This window comes from Enterobacter cloacae complex sp. P15RS, from assembly GCF_014895905.1.
GTDB lineage: Bacteria > Pseudomonadota > Gammaproteobacteria > Enterobacterales > Enterobacteriaceae > Enterobacter > Enterobacter quasihormaechei.
Map to the genome: position 1 here is coordinate 54,622 of NZ_JADBQL010000012.1, position 19,827 is coordinate 74,448.

At 49.2% G+C, this 19,827-nt stretch carries 17 protein-coding genes and 2 tRNA genes; 1 reads left to right on the top strand and 18 read right to left on the bottom strand.

What is annotated here, in order from left to right; all coding sequences use genetic code 11:
* Positions 1-55 precede the first annotated feature (55 nt).
* The 4 genes from infB to IM267_RS07725 all read right to left on the bottom strand — a co-directional run bounded on the left by infB (position 56) and on the right by IM267_RS07725 (position 5,035).
* Positions 56-2,743: a translation initiation factor IF-2 gene (infB, locus tag IM267_RS07710; protein WP_063451047.1), complete on the bottom strand. Its 2,688-nt coding sequence runs from the start codon at positions 2,741-2,743 to the stop codon at positions 56-58.
* Positions 2,744-2,767: 24 nt separating this feature from the next.
* The gene (gene nusA / locus IM267_RS07715) at positions 2,768-4,270 is read right to left on the bottom strand and encodes a transcription termination factor NusA (RefSeq protein WP_014885374.1); all 1,503 of its coding nucleotides are present in this window, start codon (positions 4,268-4,270) and stop codon (positions 2,768-2,770) included.
* Between the two features lie 28 nt (positions 4,271-4,298).
* Complete coding sequence (gene rimP / locus IM267_RS07720; protein ID WP_014833432.1) at positions 4,299-4,751, bottom strand: ribosome maturation factor RimP; 453 nt, start codon at positions 4,749-4,751, stop codon at positions 4,299-4,301.
* 207 nt (positions 4,752-4,958) lie between these two features.
* Positions 4,959-5,035: transfer RNA gene (locus IM267_RS07725), tRNA-Met, on the bottom strand.
* A 287-nt stretch (positions 5,036-5,322) separates the two neighbouring features.
* Between IM267_RS07725 and argG the strand changes: the two genes are divergently transcribed.
* Entirely contained in the window at positions 5,323-6,669 is a 1,347-nt protein-coding gene (argG, locus tag IM267_RS07730) for an argininosuccinate synthase (RefSeq protein ID WP_112791854.1), read from the top strand.
* A 153-nt stretch (positions 6,670-6,822) separates the two neighbouring features.
* Here the strand turns inward: argG and IM267_RS07735 are convergent.
* The 14 genes from IM267_RS07735 to IM267_RS07800 all read right to left on the bottom strand — a co-directional run bounded on the left by IM267_RS07735 (position 6,823) and on the right by IM267_RS07800 (position 19,650).
* Positions 6,823-6,909: transfer RNA gene (locus IM267_RS07735), tRNA-Leu, on the bottom strand.
* Positions 6,910-6,918: 9 nt separating this feature from the next.
* A complete protein-coding gene (gene secG, locus IM267_RS07740) occupies positions 6,919-7,251 on the bottom strand; it encodes a preprotein translocase subunit SecG (RefSeq protein WP_193033115.1) in 333 nt (110 codons plus the stop codon).
* Between the two features lie 204 nt (positions 7,252-7,455).
* The gene (locus IM267_RS07745; RefSeq protein ID WP_193033116.1) at positions 7,456-8,589 is read right to left on the bottom strand and encodes a M23 family metallopeptidase; all 1,134 of its coding nucleotides are present in this window, start codon (positions 8,587-8,589) and stop codon (positions 7,456-7,458) included.
* Positions 8,589-9,428, bottom strand: a complete 840-nt coding sequence (locus IM267_RS07750) for an A24 family peptidase (RefSeq protein ID WP_193033117.1) — start codon at positions 9,426-9,428, stop codon at positions 8,589-8,591. Before IM267_RS07750 ends, IM267_RS07745 begins: the two co-directional genes overlap by 1 nt.
* 12 nt (positions 9,429-9,440) lie before the next feature.
* Entirely contained in the window at positions 9,441-10,244 is an 804-nt protein-coding gene (locus tag IM267_RS07755; RefSeq protein WP_193033118.1) for a hypothetical protein, read from the bottom strand.
* Between the two features lie 2 nt (positions 10,245-10,246).
* Complete coding sequence (locus tag IM267_RS07760; RefSeq protein WP_193033119.1) at positions 10,247-11,275, bottom strand: type II secretion system F family protein; 1,029 nt, start codon at positions 11,273-11,275, stop codon at positions 10,247-10,249.
* Positions 11,259-12,788, bottom strand: coding sequence for an ATPase, T2SS/T4P/T4SS family (locus IM267_RS07765; protein WP_226847976.1), 1,530 nt, complete (start codon positions 12,786-12,788; stop codon positions 11,259-11,261). Before IM267_RS07765 ends, IM267_RS07760 begins: the two co-directional genes overlap by 17 nt.
* 5 nt (positions 12,789-12,793) lie before the next feature.
* The gene (locus tag IM267_RS07770; RefSeq protein ID WP_063867576.1) at positions 12,794-13,480 is read right to left on the bottom strand and encodes a hypothetical protein; all 687 of its coding nucleotides are present in this window, start codon (positions 13,478-13,480) and stop codon (positions 12,794-12,796) included.
* Positions 13,468-14,376: a hypothetical protein gene (locus IM267_RS07775; protein ID WP_193033120.1), complete on the bottom strand. Its 909-nt coding sequence runs from the start codon at positions 14,374-14,376 to the stop codon at positions 13,468-13,470. The genes IM267_RS07770 and IM267_RS07775 overlap by 13 nt, the downstream gene beginning before the upstream one ends.
* A gap of 3 nt (positions 14,377-14,379) precedes the next feature.
* Positions 14,380-14,922, bottom strand: a complete 543-nt coding sequence (locus IM267_RS07780) for a pilus assembly protein (RefSeq protein WP_193033121.1) — start codon at positions 14,920-14,922, stop codon at positions 14,380-14,382.
* A gap of 11 nt (positions 14,923-14,933) precedes the next feature.
* Complete coding sequence (locus IM267_RS07785) at positions 14,934-16,391, bottom strand: type II and III secretion system protein (RefSeq protein WP_193033122.1); 1,458 nt, start codon at positions 16,389-16,391, stop codon at positions 14,934-14,936.
* A gap of 13 nt (positions 16,392-16,404) precedes the next feature.
* On the bottom strand, positions 16,405-16,854 hold the full coding sequence (locus IM267_RS07790) for a TcpQ domain-containing protein (protein WP_226847978.1): 450 nt from the start codon (positions 16,852-16,854) through the stop codon (positions 16,405-16,407).
* Between the two features lie 27 nt (positions 16,855-16,881).
* Positions 16,882-18,852: a type II secretion system protein gene (locus tag IM267_RS07795; RefSeq protein ID WP_193033123.1), complete on the bottom strand. Its 1,971-nt coding sequence runs from the start codon at positions 18,850-18,852 to the stop codon at positions 16,882-16,884.
* Between the two features lie 84 nt (positions 18,853-18,936).
* A complete protein-coding gene (locus IM267_RS07800; protein WP_063867570.1) occupies positions 18,937-19,650 on the bottom strand; it encodes a type IV pilus major pilin in 714 nt (237 codons plus the stop codon).
* Positions 19,651-19,827: the final 177 nt, after the last annotated feature.

The window sequence follows — 19,827 nt, forward strand, 5'->3', positions numbered from 1 at the left end:
CCGGGTGGCGCTTCGCTTACCCGGCCTACGCTAGTTAATCTTCAGTTGAAGAAGATTACGCGATGGTACGCTGAATTTCGATGATCTCGAACACTTCGATCATATCGCCAACGCGAACGTCGTTGTAGTTCTTCACGCCGATACCACATTCCATGCCGTTACGGACTTCGTTAACGTCATCTTTGAAGCGGCGCAGGGATTCCAGCTCGCCTTCGTAGATAACCACGTTGTCACGCAGTACGCGGATTGGGTTGTGACGCTTGATGGTCCCTTCGGTAACCATACAGCCCGCGATCGCACCGAATTTCGGTGATTTGAACACGTCACGTACTTCAGCCAGACCGATGATCTGCTGTTTCAGCTCAGGAGACAGCATGCCGCTCATCGCTGCTTTCACTTCGTCAATCAGGTTATAGATGACGGAGTAGTAACGCAGATCCAGGCTTTCAGCATCAATTACTTTACGCGCAGAAGCATCTGCACGAACGTTGAAGCCAACCAGGATAGCGTTGGACGCGGCTGCCAGGGTTGCGTCGGTTTCGGTGATACCACCTACGCCAGAACCGATGATCTTCACTTTCACTTCGTCGGTAGACAGTTTCAGCAAGGAGTCGGAGATCGCTTCCACAGAGCCCTGAACGTCCGCTTTCAGAACGATGTTCACTTCGTGAACTTCGCCTTCGGTCATGTTGGCGAACATGTTCTCGAGTTTAGATTTCTGCTGACGAGCCAGCTTCACTTCACGGAATTTACCCTGACGATACAGAGCCACTTCACGCGCTTTCTTCTCGTCACGAACGACGGTCACTTCGTCACCAGCAGCAGGAACGCCGGACAGGCCGAGGATTTCCACTGGAATGGACGGACCCGCTTCCAGCACTTCCTGACCCAGTTCGTTACGCATCGCACGAACGCGACCGTATTCGAAGCCACACAGAACGATGTCGCCCTTGTGCAGAGTACCTTCGCGAACCAGAACGGTTGCAACCGGACCACGACCTTTATCCAGGAAGGATTCGATTACCGCGCCGCTCGCCATACCTTTACGAACCGCTTTCAGCTCCAGAACTTCAGCCTGAAGCAGGATGGCGTTCAGCAGGTCGTCGATACCGGTACCCGCTTTTGCAGATACAGGGATGAACTGCGCTTCACCGCCCCACTCTTCCGGCATAACGCCGTACTGGGACAGTTCGTTCTTCACGCGATCCATATCGGCTTCTGGCTTATCGATTTTGTTGACTGCAACAACCAGAGGCACCTGCGCCGCTTTCGCGTGCTGGATAGCTTCAATGGTCTGTGGCATCACGCCATCGTCGGCAGCAACAACCAGGACAACGATATCCGTTGCCTGAGCACCACGTGCACGCATTGAGGTAAACGCTGCGTGGCCTGGGGTATCCAGGAAGGTGATCATGCCGTTTTCGGTTTCTACGTGGTAAGCACCGATGTGCTGGGTAATACCACCCGCTTCGCCGGAGGCAACCTTAGTAGAACGAATGTAGTCAAGCAGAGAGGTTTTACCGTGGTCAACGTGACCCATGATGGTCACAACCGGTGCGCGCGGTTCAGCCGCTGCGCCAGTGTCACGGTCGCTCATGACGGCTTCTTCCAGCTCGTTTTCACGACGCAGGATAACTTTGTGGCCCATCTCTTCGGCAACCAGCTGTGCGGTTTCCTGGTCGATGACCTGGTTGATGGTGGCCATTGCGCCCAGTTTCATCATCGCTTTGATGACCTGAGAGCCTTTCACCGCCATCTTGTTAGCCAGTTCGCCAACGGTGATGGTTTCACCGATCACAACGTCACGGTTAACGGCCTGAGCAGGCTTCTGGAAGCCCTGCTGGAGAGCGGAACCTTTACGCTTGCCGCCTTTTCCACCGCGAACCGCTGCACGTGCTTCTTCACGGTCAGCTTTAGATTCAGCGTGTTTGTTACCTTTTTTCGCAGGACGCGCCGCTTTTGCACTGCGGGTACGGCTACGACCACCTTCAACCTCACGGTCGTTGTCGTCTTCTGCCTGACGCGCATGCTGAGAGGTAGTGACGTGATAATCGCTGGTGTCTTCAGTTGGTTCAGCGGTATTCACGCCGTTCTTCTCGTTTTCTTCTGCCATGCGACGCGCTTCTTCGGCGACGCGGCGAGCTTCTTCTTCAAGCTTGCGGCGGGCTTCTTCTTCCGCTTTACGCTTCAGCTCGGCAGCTTCATTTTCACGGCGGGCTTTTTCAGCCTGGGCAGTTTTGGTCATTTCGTCGGTCTGTTGATTGCTCACTTTGTCTTTTTCCGCAGCGTCACGCTTCGCTTTTTCACCGGCGTCGCGTTTCGCTTTTTCTGCGGCCTCACGTTCAGCTTTTAATTCTGCTTCACGTTTGGCAGTGGCTTCTGCCTCACGCTGAGCTTGTTCTTCCGCTTCACGCTGTGCCTGCTCTTCCGCGGCAAGGCGTTCTGCCTCTTGCGGATCACGTTTTACAAAGGTGCGCGTCTTGCGGACTTCGATTTGTACCGACTTGCTTTTGCCACCGGTACCAGGGATATTCAACGTGCTACGCGTTTTACGCTGTAGCGTTAACTTGTCAGGCGTTGAGCCGTGTTCACGGTTCAGGTGCGATAACAAGGTTTGTTTTTCTTGCGCGGTCACCGAGTCATCAGCGGACTTCGGGATCCCTGCATCAGCAAATTGCTGTACCAGGCGGTCCACGGAGGTCTGAATCTCAGCAGCCAGCGATTTTACAGTTACATCAGTCATGCTGTTCCTTCCTGCTACAGTTTATTACGCTTCGTCGCCGAACCAGCAAATATTACGTGCGGCCATGATGAGTTCGCCGGCTTTCTCGTCGGTTAAACCTTCGATATCAGCCAGGTCATCAACGCCTTGCTCAGCGAGATCTTCCAGCGTACAAACACCACGGGCAGCCAGCTTGAACGCAATCGCACGATCAAGACCTTCCAGATTCAGCAGGTCATCAGCCGGCTTCTTATCGCCAAGGCTTTCTTCCTGAGCCAGCGCCAGGGTGGTCAGTGCGTTTTTAGCGCGTTCACGCAGGGCTTCAACGGTTGGTTCATCCAGACCGTCAATTTCCAGCAGCTCTTTCATTGGCACGTAGGCCAGTTCTTCCAGCGTTGAGAAACCTTCTTCAACCAGCACAGTGGCGAAGTCTTCGTCAATGTCCAGGTATTTGGTGAAGGTATCGATCGCCGCGTGGGCTTCAGCCTGATGCTTGGCCTGAAGGTCATCAACGGTCATGACGTTGAGTTCCCAGCCGCTCAGCTGTGACGCCAGACGTACGTTCTGACCGTTACGGCCAATCGCCTGCGCCAGGTTGCCCGCTTCTACAGCGATATCCATGGTGTGTTTGTCTTCGTCAACAACGATAGACGCCACATCAGCCGGAGCCATTGCGTTGATCACGAACTGCGCCGGGTTGTCGTCCCACAGAACGATATCAATGCGCTCGCCGCCCAGTTCGGTAGAAACCGCCTGAACGCGTGCGCCGCGCATACCGACGCAAGCACCGACCGGGTCGATACGCTTGTCGTTGGTTTTCACCGCAATTTTCGCACGGGAACCCGGATCGCGGGCCGCCGCTTTGATTTCGATAACTTCTTCGCCGATTTCCGGCACTTCGATACGGAACAGTTCAACCAGCATTTCTGGTTTAGAACGGGTCACGAACAGCTGTGCACCACGCGCTTCAGGGCGTACGGCATACAGCACACCACGGATACGGTCGCCTGGGCGGAAGTTTTCACGCGGCAGCATGTCTTCACGCAGGATCACGGCTTCAGCGTTACCCGGCATCCCTTCGGATTTGATCTCCAGAGAGATGTTGTCGCGGTTCACTTTCTTCACCACGCCGGTGATGATTTCGCCTTCCTGATCGCGGAACTGATCGACAACCAGCGCGCGCTCGGCTTCGCGCACTTTCTGCACGATAACCTGCTTCGCGGTCTGGGTGGTGATACGGTCGAAGGTAACAGATTCGATCTGATCTTCAACGTAGTCACCCACGTTCAGACTTTCGTCTTCAAAACGTGCCGCTTCCAGGGTGATCTCTTTGGTCGGCTGGGTCACTTCTTCAACGATTACCCAACGACGGAATGTATCGAAGTCACCGCTTTTACGATCGATTTCTACGCGAACATCGATCTCTTGTTCGTATTTTTTCTTGGTTGCTGTAGCCAGTGCACTTTCCAGCGCTTCGAAAATCTTCTCACGCGGCAGTGATTTCTCGTTGGAGACGGCTTCAACAACAGCCAAAATTTCTTTGTTCATCGCGGGCTTTTCACCTCAATCCAGACTGTTAAAAGTGGGGAACCAGGTTCGCCTTCTGGATATTACTCAGCGCGAACACTTCATCTTTGCCTTCGACTGTCACCGTGATCATTTCACCATCAACGGCTTTGATAATTCCCTGCCATTTACGGCGGTTCTGTACGGCCATACGCAGAACCAGAGCCACTTCTTCACCGGTAAAGCGCACATAGTGCTCGGCCGTGAACATCGGGCGATCGAGGCCAGGTGAGGAAACTTCCAGGTTGTACGCAACGGTAATTGGGTCTTCAACGTCAAGAACCGCACTCACCTGGTGGCTAACATCAGCACAATCATCAACATTGATGCCATCTTCACTATCAATATAGATGCGCAGCGTCGATGTGCGGCCGCGAACGAATTCGATGCCGACCAGTTCGTAGCCCAGTGCTTCGACCGGTGCAGTAATCATCTCTGTTAATTTTTGCTCTAATGTGGACAAGCCCACCCCCAAGACATAAAAAAAGGGCGTAAAGCCCAGTTATTCTGTAGTCAGATAACAAAAAACCCCGATAAATCGGGGCTTTAGATAACTGAACCCTATAGCCACAACTGTGGCCTGGAGCACCCTCCGAAAGAATTTTTTCAAATCCAGCTACGAAGGCTCTAAGTCTTCACAGTATATTTGAAAAAGAACTTTATAGGAAAGTGGTTGCGGGGGCCGGATTTGAACCGACGACCTTCGGGTTATGAGCCCGACGAGCTACCAGGCTGCTCCACCCCGCGCCTGAAACGTGGCAAATTCTACGCGTTTTGGACAGAATTTGCAAATAATGCTGGGATTTGGTACCGAAGACGGGACGTAAAATCGGCGTTCAGTATATTGATAGTTGACCCCACCTGTCAACCCAGCTTCCGCCAGATCGTTTAGACCAAAATTTTTACAAAAAACGCACGCATCTCTTCCGGTCTTCGCCAAAAGATGATTAAATGAATACTCACTTATTTTGCATAAAAATGCACAAGAGAACGAAAGCGATCTCTCATCAGTCAATCAAGCAGGGTTTTATTCTATGACGACGATTCTCAAGCATCTCCCGGTAGGACAACGTATTGGCATCGCTTTTTCTGGCGGCCTGGATACCAGCGCTGCACTGCTGTGGATGCGCCAGAAGGGAGCGGTTCCTTATGCATATACAGCGAACCTGGGTCAGCCGGACGAGGAAGATTATGACGCGATTCCTCGTCGTGCCATGGAATATGGCGCAGAGAACGCACGTCTGATTGACTGCCGTAAGCAGTTGGTTGCCGAGGGCATTGCCGCTATCCAGTGCGGTGCATTTCATAACACCACCGGCGGCCTGACCTATTTCAACACTACTCCGCTGGGACGTGCCGTCACCGGCACCATGCTGGTCGCCGCCATGAAAGAAGACGGCGTGAACATCTGGGGTGACGGTAGCACCTATAAAGGCAACGATATTGAACGTTTCTATCGTTACGGCCTGCTGACCAACGCTGAATTGCAGATTTACAAGCCGTGGCTGGATACTGACTTCATCGACGAGCTGGGTGGCCGTCATGAAATGTCCGAGTTTATGATTGCCTGCGGCTTCGACTATAAGATGTCCGTTGAGAAAGCCTACTCAACCGACTCCAACATGCTGGGTGCGACGCACGAAGCGAAAGATCTGGAATTCCTCAACTCCAGCGTAAAAATTGTTAACCCGATTATGGGCGTGAAGTTCTGGGACGAAAGCGTGAAGATCCCGGCAGAAGAAGTGACCGTGCGTTTCGAACGTGGTCATCCGGTTGCCCTGAACGGCAAAACTTTCTCCGACGATGTTGAACTGATGCTGGAAGCCAACCGCATCGGCGGCCGTCACGGTCTGGGCATGAGCGATCAGATCGAAAACCGTATCATCGAAGCGAAAAGCCGTGGCATTTACGAAGCTCCGGGGATGGCGCTGCTGCACATCGCTTATGAGCGTCTGCTGACCGGCATTCACAACGAAGACACCATTGAGCAGTATCATTCTCATGGTCGCCAACTGGGCAAACTGCTGTATCAGGGTCGCTGGTTCGATCCGCAGGCCCTGATGCTGCGTGATGCCCTGCAACGTTGGGTGGCGAGTGCTATCACCGGCGAAGTGACGCTGGAACTGCGTCGCGGCAATGATTACTCCATCCTGAATACCGTGTCTGATAACCTGACCTATAAAGCAGAGCGTCTGACCATGGAGAAAGGTGATTCTGTCTTCTCGCCGGACGATCGTATTGGCCAGCTGACCATGCGTAATCTGGACATTACCGATACCCGTGAGAAGCTGTTCAATTACGTTGAGAATGGCCTGCTCTCTGCGAATTCAGGTAACGGCCTGCCTCAGGTTGAGAACCTGGAACACAGCGATAAGAAGTAACTGACTGCCAGACATGCAAAAGGCGCCCAATGGGCGCCTTTTTTATTTGGTATTTGTAGGGCGGGTAAGCGCAGCGCCACCCGCCATTTAGCCCGACACCACAATATACAGACGAAAAAAAAGACGTCTTTCGACGTCTTTCTTCTGGAATATTGGTACCGAGGATGGGACTCGAACCCACAAGCCCGTTAGGGCACTACCACCTCAAGGTAGCGTGTCTACCAATTCCACCACCTCGGTACGGAATACTTACTGCGGGATATCGCTGGTTGGCTTAGCCGGTGCAGCTGACTGAGTCTGCTCAGTTTTGGCTGGCGCGCTCAGATTTTCCCACTCGCTTCCTTTACTGGTCTTGTTGCTGTTGATATTGCCCAGCACCAGACTGATGATGAAGAACAGCGTAGCCAGAATCGCCGTCGTGCGGGTCATAAAGTTCGCAGAACCACTTGAACCGAACAGCGTACCGGAAGCGCCTGCTCCGAAGGAGGCTCCCATATCAGCGCCTTTACCTTGTTGCAGCATGATCAGCGCTACGAGAGCGATGGCTACAATAAGGAAAATAACTAAAAGAGCTTCGTACATAATCAACCTGTTCCTTGCGGATTTGCCGCATACCAATGCTTCGACCATTTAGCAGGATTTTGTTTCCTACTGAAGCGGGTGTGAATACTAACCAAAGCGAATCACCTTCGCAAGGGCAATTTAAGTGCATTGTATCAAGTGAAGAAAAAACCAGCAAAGTGGATTTAATCTAAACAAAATACCGCGCACAAGAAGCTAAAAACGTCAATTTTGCCCGCTCGCTGAAGCAGTCTGGATCTTAGAGAGCTTATATTTACCGAACTTCTTGATAATTCTCCAGTTCCCCTCCTCCGTTTCAATCATTTCGGAGGGACTATACATGGATAATTTACGTCCGATACGAACGCCAATTTGCAGATTTTCACCTTCACCGGCGATGACCGCGATGGACGGCGTCATATCCACCGGTTCAGGCTTCGGCTCCGGCGGTTCTGCGTGATGCATCTCCGTTACAGGCTCCGCCGACGTTCTTTGCTCAAACAATATCGACATGGGATCGACTAATTTGTCGTTGTGGCTGATCTCAAGATGCAAATGCGGCCCGTTGGTACGCCCGGTATTTCCGGATAAACCAATAACGTTGCCCTTTCGCACAAACTGGTTTCTCGCAACATGGAGCTCGCTAAGATGAAGATAGCGGCTGCTCCAGCCATCAGCATGACGCACGGTAATAAAGAAACCCGTGACGGGGCCGTACCCCGCTTCAACAACCATTCCATCGGCGATGGTCATCACCTCACTGTTTACGGCCGCCCTGAAATCCGTTCCTTCATGACGCATAAAGGAGTGAATGACGGGGTGATACCGCAGGCCGTACGGCGAGGTGACATAAGGCGAAGTGGCCAGCGGGAAAATAAACTGGCTCGATCGCGCCTGCTGGCTCAGCAACGGTTTCCATTCCGGCGCTGGCGCGCTGGCAGTAGGTATGGTGGCGTTCATCACCGTAAAGACGCTGCTGCCCGCCTCTCCGTCCAGGGCCGTCATCGTACTCACCCCGGCATCCTGATCGGAAACCTCAGGTTCAGTCACTTCAGGCGGAAATAAGGTTGAATAGTCAAACTCTTTCGCCTCTTCGGCTTGCGCAAGACGCGTGGCTGGAACGGGGATAAGCCGATCGAATGCTGACCGGTAATCCGTTAGCGTCGAGATTTCGATACCTTGATCATAAGAGACACATGCCGGGCTATTCAGGGACGGTAAAATGCCCGCACGCGCGGTCACGCTGTCGGATAGTCTGGCAGACAGTAACGCCTGTAGGGCGGCATAGTGGCATTCGAGCGGAACGGGCTTGACCGGACTGAGCGCAAGCATCGCGCCCGACAACAGAAGAAAGGACATTATTTAAGCACCTCCATGTGCATTACTACAAGCGCAGTTATAGCTATCGCGGGGCCAAATGGCAGATAGCCTTCTGATTCATCATCCTGATGAGATTTCTTTTTAGACATAACCCAGCGCACGATGAAGAACACCGCCCCAAGCGCGGCAGAGCCCAACATCAGGTGTGCAATATTATCGTTCCCCAACCATACGGCACAGGCGGCAAATAACTTTACATCACCCTGACCAAATCCTTCACGACGCGCGATCCACGCATAGCCCTGCGCCATTAACCACGTAAAGATCCAAATAAAGGCGGCGCCCATCACGCTATCGCGAGGCGAGACGGGAATAACATTTCTCACGGAGGCGATTAGCCCGGCCCACATCAGTAAAAAGACGAGGCTGTCCGGTAACAGGAATGTCTTAAGGTCAATCATGGCTAGCGTATAGAGCAGGCTGAAAAACAGAGCGATAAAGCCTATCTGCATCAGGCTGTGCTGAGGATAGTAGAAATAGACCAGCGCAAAGTAACCGGCGCCGATCAACGCCTCACTTAGCGGATACTGAGAGGGAATGGTACATTTGCAATGGCGGCACTTCCCTCGCAGCAGCAGCCAGCTCAAAACCGGGATGTTATCCCAGGGCTTAATGTTGGTCTGACACATCGGGCAGTGCGATGGCGGCCACCAGAGATTCACGTCGGGCAAACCGTTAAGGCTTTCCGGATCAGAATGAGTCCTTAATAGCATGACGGGTAAACGATAAATGACTACGTTCAAAAAACTGCCAATCAGCAATCCTAAAACGAGCGCCATCCATGGGAAGTACGGTGCAAAAAACGCTTCCATGCGCATTTCTTAATCCTTTTATTTGCAGCTCGACGGCACGCGATCAATTTGTGCACTCGTTAAAGCGTCGATATGGGCTTTTGGGGTAATCCCAGATGTCGGACTTTCATTAGATGTTCTCGTGAACCAAACCTGCATATCCGTAGTTAAAACGGGATCAAACGTATCAGGTAAGGAGATATAAGACTTATCATTCGCGGTTGAACCCCATTCTTTCAGTTTGAGTTCGCTACCCTTTCCCGTAGCACGGTATTCAAAATAGATAGGTTCGACATATTGATTAAGCATGCCAATGTTCAGAGACGTAAAAACTTCTATACGAAGCACATCAACTCTGCGAAGAGGGAGGTAATACCATACTAAATTACCTTTGCTATCCGGTATCGTTCTGACAACACTTACTTTTTGGCCTGAAAATTCCGCTTTCAAATTATTATAGGCAGAAATCCCTTTGTTAATTTCAGAAATATCTGCGTCCGTACATTCATCGTCTCCAACACAAAACGCCTGGCCGCCATCACGCATGATGTTCGCACCATTTGGCCATGCATCTTGATTATAGGGTGTCGTAAAGAAATCTGGGTATTCATCTATCCCTTTGTAAGAATTTGACTCAACCCAGATAAAGTTCACATAATATCTCGCCGGTTCATCCTCTGGCTGCTGTATCGAGATAGGATATAACATTGCCCATAAAGGGCATGCTCCTTCTTTCGTCACCGTGCCAAACCCAAATTTCTGCGCCGCTATTCCGTTTAACGAAGTCAATGCGGCACATGCTGTTATAAATGCAGCAATGATATTTGCAGAAGTTTTATTCATGCTTATCCACCCGCCGTTTTCGATAAAGTATCCATCAATGCGAAGAGGGCCAAAAATACCCAAATAACGCATCCACCCAGGATCACTGTGGCCAGGTTTTTTAATAAACCGGACAGTTTTTTAATGTATTCCTGAATACGCTCCCTGGAACGTTCTGATACCGAACGTAGAACATCATTAAATGAGGGAAGCTCAGCATATAAACTGATATTCAGAAGTTCTTCTACGCCCATTAATCCCGTCGACAGCGCTTTACTGTAGTGAATACCCTTTGCCATATTGTCGATCATGACATCAAGGTGCCAGCGCAACCAGCGGTTGGCATTCAGGCGTATAATGGCTAGCGCATCCGTCAGCGGAATGTTGTTACTCAGCATCAATGAAAGGTTATTCAAAAATACCGAAGACGTGAGCTGACGGTAAGTTGAAAAGGGCAGAACCCTATCCACAACTTTATTTCTCATGTTGCCGCTGAAGTTGGCCATCATCACTCTAACAACAATAACGAGACCTATAAATCCGATTAAAATTTTTAGCCACAGCCCCTGGTACAAAGCGGTCCCGAAGCTATAGAGGTTTTGCGTAACCCCAGGCCACTTTTCAACGGGAACTACGGACGCAAAGGCCGGAAAAACTTTCTGCGAATAGCCGGCAATAACCACCAAGGATAAAGAAATCATAATCAGCGGGAAAACCAGCGCGCCGACAATTTTCTTTCTCAGCTCATCGTTGTAGTGAATAACGGAAACCAGCGTCAAAAAGCCGTCGGCGAGGCTACCACTTTTTTCAGCAGCGGTGATGACGCTCAGCTCTGAGTTTGGCACCATGCCGGAAAAAACAGAAGACACAGAGGTCTCCTGCTTCATTTGCTTCAGTACGTCAGCCAGCTTATTGCTGAACCCTTTACCAAGCAGCGGCCGCCCCTCTATCTGCAATTTTTGCAGGGAGTCAAATAGCGGCAAACCCGCCTTAATCATATCCGCACAAAATTGATAGACGTACAGGCGTTGTTTTTTACCGAATTTTTTCAACGATCATCTCCAGATCATCTTGTGATACATCGCCAAACTCCATGGCGTACCAGCGGGCGTCTATGCGCCCATTCAGAACGTGTGCCATCACTTTTTCACGGATCTCAAAACCCTCCGTTAAACCTGATGCCGCCTTTCGTTTGTTGCGCCACAACGTGAAGGTATTTAGCCACTCCTGGCGAGAGATGGTCGCCAGCTCTTCATACGTAGGCAGAAAATACTCCATGGCAAGCTGGCGTCCCTTTATGCCGCTATTCTTGCATTGAGGACATCCGTTTTCGCCGGCGGTATATAATGTAAACTCATGTCCGGAAATGGTTTTATTTTCCAGCACCGTTTTACAGTTATCGCATAATACCGGCACCAGCTTTTGACACTGCAAACCCGCAATGAAGCCGGGGGTTGAGAGCTTGTCGCTGCCAATACCTAACGCCGACATACGTTGCAGAAGTGACACGATGTTCCCCGCGTGCACCGTTGTAAAACAGTAGTGACCGCTCTCTACGGCCCCGGCAAGGGCATTGGCAGAAATGTTGTCACGTATTTCGCCAACCATTAATACATCCGGGTCGCGACGCAGCGCCGATTTAATGGCGGCATGAAAACCACCGCCTTCAACATCCACCACCGAGCTCTGTTTCGCACCATATATCTGATACTCAACCGGATCTTCTACGGTCAGGAAGCAGCCGCGATCTTCATAGCGGTTAATTTGCAACCACTCCATAAGGTTTTTAAGCGTCGTGGATTTCCCGGAACCCGTCGTCCCCGCAATAACGTATGCGCCATAAGGATTACTGAGGATCTTTTTAAGATCGCTGACCTCTTCCGGCGAAATGCCAATTTTCTCCAGCGACCCGATATTTCCTTTTTGCAGCCCGGACGGAATAATACGCAGAACCGCGTGATAACAATCCGCCGTTTCCCCAAAAATAGGGAAATGGGCGTAGCGGAAGCGGAAGGGCTTACCGCCGAGGCTGTACAGAATGTTCGCGCTCTGCGGTATCGCACGGTTCCACGTGGTATCTCGGGTAGTGGCTTCCACGTTATACAAAACGAAAACTAGCTCATCGCACTGCTGAGATTTTATTTGCATAAAAGGCATCAGCACGCCGTTAACGCGAGCCTCAAACTGCGCCAGAACGTCGTTGCGGGTAATGTGAAGGTCGCTCGCCCCCATCCCCACGGCACGCTGCAAAATTGCTGCCAGTTGTTTTTGCGTATCAGTGATGTCAATGTTCTTATTGGCATCACTGATTTTCTTCAGCGAGACGTGCTCAATTATCCGGTAAAAATCGTCCTCTTGCACAAGCGCAATACCCAGGATCTTACGCTTATGCTGTGAGACCAGCCGTGATATCTGAATCTGGTAGGTAAAGAGATCGTTGATTTCAATATGCGAGATCACAAGGTACTCGGCCTCTTCGATAGCGGCCGTGAAGCCGATACCATCATATTCCTGGTACGTCCATTTACCCGCCAGCAACTCCTCTGCCGAAATTCGCAAAAACATCAGGCTCACTTGGCTGCGTCCCTGGCTAATACGACAGATTTCCTGTCTTTAGCGAGCTTGTAATCGCTGCCGCCGATGGTGAAGACCTCGCCATTTCGAACATAGCGCAACTCTTCTCCGTCACTGACGGCTGTGCGCTGAGAACCCCCGATTTGAGTTTCAAACAGAACGCGCGGCATCGCTATCGGTTCTGCTGATTTCACTGGCTCAGCCTTGGTGGGCTGCGACACTTCAACTTTTTGAACCGGTGCCGAGTACTTTTTGTCTTCTGCACTCATTTTACGGATCTGGCTAATCATTTTCTGTAGCTCAACCAGATTAGCCAGCTTGCGACGCGCTTTTTCATAGGCGTAATCATCTTCAACGATTTCAGCAAGACGATCCTGAACAAGCTGAGTTTCATCTTTAACCTTCGCCTGATCCTTAGCTGCTTCATTAGCACTGGACGTCGCGTTAGGTTCGATCTTCTCGTCAAGCTTCTCCTGCACCATTGCCATTTGAGGCTGCGCTGCGGCAATCTCGTTCGGCGCGGATGGCTTCTCTTTGTGAACGTCCGTTTTAGCCTCAGTCACTGCATCTTTTTTTGCAGCACTGTCAGGCGCTTTTGGCAACGCTGTAGAAGGCGCCGCCACTGCCGTCCCTACCGATAACGAAAATACCGCGGTTAACATCATTACTTTTACGCTTTGCATACCAGGCCTCCTGAAACTTTAATTCCTTTATGTTCCGACTCAATCCGTTTAATTAAAAAAGCGTCACGATATGCTTGCTTAAAGAGTACCAGCTGTAAATTCAGGGTACTTTCACTCACCACTCCGCCTTTGAATTGGATTTCCCACGTCCCTGCCATTAGCCCATAGGCCTTTACTTTGCTCACTAGTTGCGTTTCAAGAGCAGTAACAGCACTGTTAGGCATTTTTTTTATGACTATTTCTCCGTTAGCCGTCTTCTTTTTGTTACCAGACATACTTTTGAGGAATGAATTGTAAGTCAGGATGTAAGACACGACTTCATCACAGGGATAAAGCGCCAACGGCTTCTTATTTTTATACGCAGTTTGTAACGCATTTCCATTTAGTTTCGATTCGATGCCCTCGTAACCAAAATCTGATTTATCCTTACCTTTCTTTTTGTCCTTTTTTGCGTTCACAGAGGCTTTGTAGGCTTTTCCCCAAAACGTTTTCTCGGGTAAAGTCAGTACCGTCCCCGGTCTGTTAACGTAACTGAAACGGCATTTTTTAATGTCGCAATCAAATGCCTCGCTTTCAATACTAAGGTCTTTGAAATCAGCTAAACTATTGTTAACTTCGTTGATAAAATTGATTGCTTTGATAATACTTGCCCCCTCCAGAGACTTTTCATAAAAGGACTTCACGGAGGCAATATCGCTCTGTAATTTCTCGGCAGCCTGACGCTGCCTCATCAACGCTTCTTCAGCGGCCTTTTCAGCCGGAAGCTTAATAAAATAATACCACGCCCCTGCGCCTCCGGCAGATAACATCAGTACGACAGCAAGCGAGATGAGCAGCATCTTTTTTACAGGACTGCCGCCATTATTACCTTTCCAGAAATAGAGACTTTCCAGCATAATTTATCCAGCCACAAAAAAGTGAAGTACCAGCGCCAACATAACCAGAATCGACAGGCCAGCAATAAAGATTGAGCCAATGATCAGGCGACGACGTCGCTTTAACTTTAGCTGTCGCGCCACGCAGCGCTCAATGACCACGTTTATTTGCGATTCTTCAAGCGGCGTTACCTCGAGATGTTCATATCCCACCGGGTGTTTCATTAGCTCATCAAAAAGAACGGTACTAATGAAACAATCCGTTCCGCTGATAATTCGACCTTCATTGATAATCAGAAAATAAGTGGTTTCTTCATTTTCATGAAAGAAGTAAATACCGTCTCCAAAAAGCTCTTTGATATAGAGCGCAAAGGGCTCATATAACGTCGAAATTTTTGTACTGTATCCTAAGGCCTGCATGCCGGAAGCATCCGAATAAACCAGCCTGCGGTTCGCTTTCATCATCCCCCGAAACGAGGCCTGTTCAGCCGGTTGCAGATGGCTCAGGCTTTCGGGCTCCCAATGGAGACCGGTCAGGATGTTTTTTTGCAAGAGAAGGTTATTCATAATGCAATTTCTCAATCGCCGCGAGACGTGATCGGCTGACGATAGTAATCGACCCCTACAACCATCAGGACAGTTGCGGTAGCTTCATTTTTACCGTCAGAGGCACCCAGCACTTCATACTGAAGCCCATCTTTCGAGCTCTTCACTTCAAATTTTCCTACTACCAACAGATCGCCTGGCTTGATGATGGAAGAGTTGAAAGATTCCGTGGTGCTTACGTTAGGCAACTGAACATCGTCATACTCATCAATAGAGTTAAGAAAACGCTTAGTAAAACCGCTTACCACCTCTATGCGCCCATCGGACAATACGCGTGGTGTGATGATAAAGCTGGTCCCGGTCACGATCTCAGAGGTTTCAACGTCAACGTTGACATCCCCATTATCATCCGTTGTACGTGTTCTGCTGGAAACATAAAACTGAGATTGCGTCATATTGACCGGTACAGCCATGTTATTACGTGTAATAAATGAACCGCTTTGAAGCGATTCGCTGCCGGTTAATTTGTAAAGCGCATCCAGGCCGGTATTAATATCGACGTGGCTGTTTTTCCAGCCAGCCGAAATCCCATCGACCAGATTATTGAAAATGCTACTGCTCATATTAATGGTATTATGTGCATCGCTAAAATTGAAATCCATACCGCCGCTTAACTGTTTCTCTTTCTCTTTGTCGAGAATAAAAATACGGTATGTGACAATAAACTGGCGGCTGTTATCCGCTTTGTACTTATCCAGCGCTTTACTTAACGCTTCGTATTCAGAAGGACGTGCGTTGACCATCAGGATAGACGAGTCTTTGAAAAGACTGTAGTTACCAGAGGTGACGTAGTTTTTCGCCATATCCTCAACATCGTCCCAGAACGACGATTCAAACTTTGTCTCCGATTTGCCGGTTAAGCCGCCGCCTGATGTCGCCTCGTTGCCTGAAAGATCGAGCGTGGTTTCAGTTTTATTGTTCTCACCATAGAAATCCAGACGCATTACATAGGTATCAAACACATTGATTTTCAGCACATTGTTTTCGTCGAGCTGAGTGCTAACGTCGTACAGTGAGCTAATGTATTGCATAAAGCTTTCAAACGTACCGTCAAACTGCACAGAACGTGGAACGTCCCATGAGTTGTCTTCCGTTGCTTTTTTATCGCTGATCGCTGACGCATTAATGCGGAAACTGATACCCGTTTGGGCAGACACGGCATCCATCAACGTCGAAAGAGAGGTAGGCTCGTAAGATGTGATCTTCACATGCTTACTCATCACCTTCTGCTGCTCAACGCTGTACTGAACTTTTTTACCTAAAAAAGCCGTATCATATTTAATATAGGGTTTGGTCTTCGCCTCATCGCTGGTGGTCGCATCAGCGGTGTGTTCGCGTATTTTTTCAGGAACATCATATTTTTTATTGAAATCGCTTACGCATCCTTGCGCAAGGAGAGCCAGCAACAGCACACTAATCTTAAGTTTCATGGGATCCTTCCGCTTACATTTCATCAACAACGATCACGTGGTTTTTCTCGTATTTTTTTACGACTAAACCATAGTTCTCTGAGAAAAAGAGTTCCCCTAACGACTGTAAAATATCATCATCCGTTTTACCGTTCAGGGTAATAGTGCTATAGACCAGGTAATCTTTTTTACTGTTCCAGAACAGTTTGTAATGATTACTTTCGGCCCACTGTTTTATAGCCTGGCTTAATAACACGTTTTCCTGTAGGCAAAGTGAACGCGTTACCGGTGCCAGTGATGAATAAGCGGGCGGCACGTTATTTTCCTCGGCAAACGGGTTACGCGGAGTGGTAGTCGCTGCCGGGGTCGATGTGTTTGCCGCAAGCTCAATCTCTGGAGATGTATTCATTGATGCATGAGTGTAACTCATACTACACAGCAATATACTTGCCACTGTCCATTTAGGAGATCTAATAATATTCATATTATTTATATTCCATTACTTTAATTTTTAATCGTATTGCTGTGTGTCGAGAAGATCCGCTGGCGTATCGTTTTGCGGAACGGTACTGCACCAACGGGTTACTGAATACGATACGGTATTGGGGTTAAATACATTCATCCCTGTACCGGTCGCAGCGTGATACATTCCCATTGTTGTACTTATAATCCATACATATTTTGAATTATATTGTATGTAGTGGCCGCCTTTTGTGGTGGCACCGTCTTGTCCAAAGTCTCCACCGGCAGTGGTGTCTTGCTCCGCAAATTCAACCTGTACAGCAAGGCCGCCAAACTGGCCCAATTCGGCTCCATTTGTGTCAGATAACCCTTCTCGAGTCCTGTCCTGCACGGAGAAACCTACCGCACTTTGCCCCCCTTCTCCCGGAGCATAAGCGGCGAGAGAAGAGATAGTTACCATTATTCTTGGATAAAGCTGCCGCACATATTTATATTTTCTCGGCTTACCTTCATCATCAAGCACAGGCGTACCGTCGCCATCAATCAGCGTGAGTTCCTGCTCCACTTTAGGACAGGTTTGCACAGGATAACGAAAACCGTTTTTATTACTTTCGATCGGGTCGGGACGATCAGCATCAGTCCCATAAGCAAAATCACTGTATTTCTGATAGGCTGGCGGTTTTTCACTGTCAGGTATTTCAGTCCCATCAGCATTATGATCCAGGTTTGTTCCGTCTGAAACAGGGCCAGCGAAGTCAACAACGGGTGGCGTAACGAGTTCATAGGCATCGTAGAGCTGAGAGGGATAATCGAGAGCACCCAACGGCCTCTCGGTATCGACGGCTGGATCCCACGTATTAATACGCTGATCGTTCAAAGTGTATTCTGAAACGATCGTCTCATTGTTTCGCCACGTATCCGTCAGCGGTATTGGGTTGTTATTTTCATCAAACTGCAACCATCCGCTTCTACGTTTGAAAATGGCGACGCGGGTCCCCGTATTTTCCATGACAATGTTCGATTCCAGCGTTCCCATCTGGTCACTGTTTCGGGTACTATTCGGATCGGTCATGGTCAGGCTCATCACCGTGTCTTCTCCATGAGACCCCGTTCCGACATCATCGTCGTAGCACAGCTTTACGCCGCTATCTCCACGGGACCAGCACATCTTCCCGCCGGCATTGCCGCTGTTGCTGGAGTTGTCGTTAGTATCAATGGTAAAACGCACGCCAAATTCGTCTTTGGTGTATTGATCCAGCGCGTCGAGGTTGCTAGCGATGCTGCTCAGTTCAACAGGCGTGGTTTTGTCTTGCTTACTCATTACCAGCTGCCAGTTGGACGAAGTGTTGGCGCGGTGCACAATCATGGCGTGCGAGACCGCAAAGCCGGATTTTGAGAACGCCTCGGTAAAATGGGGCGCATAGTCAGCGAAATGATAGTCGCTGTTCTTCTCTTCTTTTTTGAAGCGGACGATGACGTCCATGCGATTGATGTCATTTTCCCGCTCGGATTTGTCGAGCCCACCTGCAAAACCAATACGTTCGATTACCGCCGATGAGTTGGTTGCCACGTTGCGCATAAAGCACGGCAGGTACTCTTTCTCAAAAGCAAATTTTGATTTAAGCGACGTTTTACACTTCTCGCTTAAAAAGAGATAACGCTGTTGGTTAACTTTATTGTTCTTATTACCCCAGAGATAATAGTTATCCACGCTTCCCGTATCGGTATCATTAATTTCGTTAGTAATGCGGGAATGGTAGTCTTTGTATTCTGTCTTCTCACTGCTGTAAAGCGGGTTCTCTGCTTCATTCTCGTCGCCGACCAGCGCAATGGTGTCATCATCAATAAAATTCAGCACTCCTTTCATCTCTTCAGCAAGAGCATCTGCGACGTTCTGCTGAGCAATATTTTCGGCTTTGTTACGCGCATAATGGGTGTACATCACCATAATGCCGCCTGAAATAGCCAGCACGATAATGATTTCCAGCAAGCTGAAGCCTGAATCCTTTCTGATGCGCATAGTTAAAAACCTTTAAGAGCGATTAACAAAGCACCTCCGTATAAAGGAGGTGCTCACTAATATAATTACGCGTTCAGTAATTAATTATTTGCTGCCGAAGATAACGCCGTTGGATGCACCTTCGCCATCACAAACACCTGCCGCAGTGATGTCAGCAGCCTTGATTTCGCCAGAAATCATGGTTTTCAGGATTGCGCCAGATTTAGCCACGCTCAGGTTACGATCGTTAACGCTGGCGACAGTAGAACCGGCGTTAGCACCGCCCTGCAGAGTCTCAACGTAATCCCACTGGTTACCCATTTCTGAAACCAGGTTACGACACTCTTCAGTTTCCAGGCCGTTAACAACCAGTACAAAGGCTTTGTTCTGAGAACTGGTATTGTCGAGCTTGGCGTTTGTGATCTGGAATGCGTCGTTTGAAATGCCGTTGAAGGATTCGTCAGAAGAAATCTTACCCAGTTTTACCAGAGTAACAATTGGCGTATCCAGAGTAGATGTAGAAATGGTAGATTTAGTCAGACCAACGATGCCGCCGTTATCAGCAGGATAGCTACCTTCATCTTTAAACGCTTCCGTCATAGAAGTGCGGATGCTGTTCGCGTTGTTCTGAATGTCAGACAGATCCTGTGCGGTAAATGCACGCTGCGCCAGAATAACAACGCCTGCTGCAATAACGCCGATAATACCCAGTACAATGATGATTTCAAGCAGGGTAACACCGCGCTGCTTTCTCATCTCCTGTAATTTCGCAGCCTTGCGATTCATGTTTCCTTTCAGTTTCCAAACCAAAGCGTTCATTCTATTTCCCTTTAAATTATATTCTCAAGACCCTTTCCTGAGAACTCACGCATTATAGGAACGTGCTTCACAGTTTTAAACCTACGCCAATACACAATAGGAATAAATTTAGATTTAACGACGCAACCCAGTAAAATACGTGATAGAGAAATAATCAAACATTATTGACTTAATAAG

Coding starts and splice junctions, on each gene's coding strand:
- IM267_RS07785 (WP_193033122.1), bottom strand. CDS start 16,391: ATGAAACTTAAGATTAGTGTGCTGTTGCTGGCTCTCCTTGCGCAAGGA.
- infB (WP_063451047.1), bottom strand. CDS start 2,743: ATGACTGATGTAACTGTAAAATCGCTGGCTGCTGAGATTCAGACCTCC.
- IM267_RS07780 (WP_193033121.1), bottom strand. CDS start 14,922: ATGAATAACCTTCTCTTGCAAAAAAACATCCTGACCGGTCTCCATTGG.
- IM267_RS07745 (WP_193033116.1), bottom strand. CDS start 8,589: ATGTCCTTTCTTCTGTTGTCGGGCGCGATGCTTGCGCTCAGTCCGGTC.
- IM267_RS07775 (WP_193033120.1), bottom strand. CDS start 14,376: ATGCTGGAAAGTCTCTATTTCTGGAAAGGTAATAATGGCGGCAGTCCT.
- IM267_RS07765 (WP_226847976.1), bottom strand. CDS start 12,788: ATGTTTTTGCGAATTTCGGCAGAGGAGTTGCTGGCGGGTAAATGGACG.
- IM267_RS07750 (WP_193033117.1), bottom strand. CDS start 9,428: ATGCGCATGGAAGCGTTTTTTGCACCGTACTTCCCATGGATGGCGCTC.
- secG (WP_193033115.1), bottom strand. CDS start 7,251: ATGTACGAAGCTCTTTTAGTTATTTTCCTTATTGTAGCCATCGCTCTC.
- IM267_RS07790 (WP_226847978.1), bottom strand. CDS start 16,854: ATGAATATTATTAGATCTCCTAAATGGACAGTGGCAAGTATATTGCTG.
- IM267_RS07795 (WP_193033123.1), bottom strand. CDS start 18,852: ATGCGCATCAGAAAGGATTCAGGCTTCAGCTTGCTGGAAATCATTATC.
- argG (WP_112791854.1), top strand. CDS start 5,323: ATGACGACGATTCTCAAGCATCTCCCGGTAGGACAACGTATTGGCATC.
- nusA (WP_014885374.1), bottom strand. CDS start 4,270: ATGAACAAAGAAATTTTGGCTGTTGTTGAAGCCGTCTCCAACGAGAAA.
- IM267_RS07770 (WP_063867576.1), bottom strand. CDS start 13,480: ATGCAAAGCGTAAAAGTAATGATGTTAACCGCGGTATTTTCGTTATCG.
- IM267_RS07755 (WP_193033118.1), bottom strand. CDS start 10,244: ATGAATAAAACTTCTGCAAATATCATTGCTGCATTTATAACAGCATGT.
- IM267_RS07800 (WP_063867570.1), bottom strand. CDS start 19,650: ATGAACGCTTTGGTTTGGAAACTGAAAGGAAACATGAATCGCAAGGCT.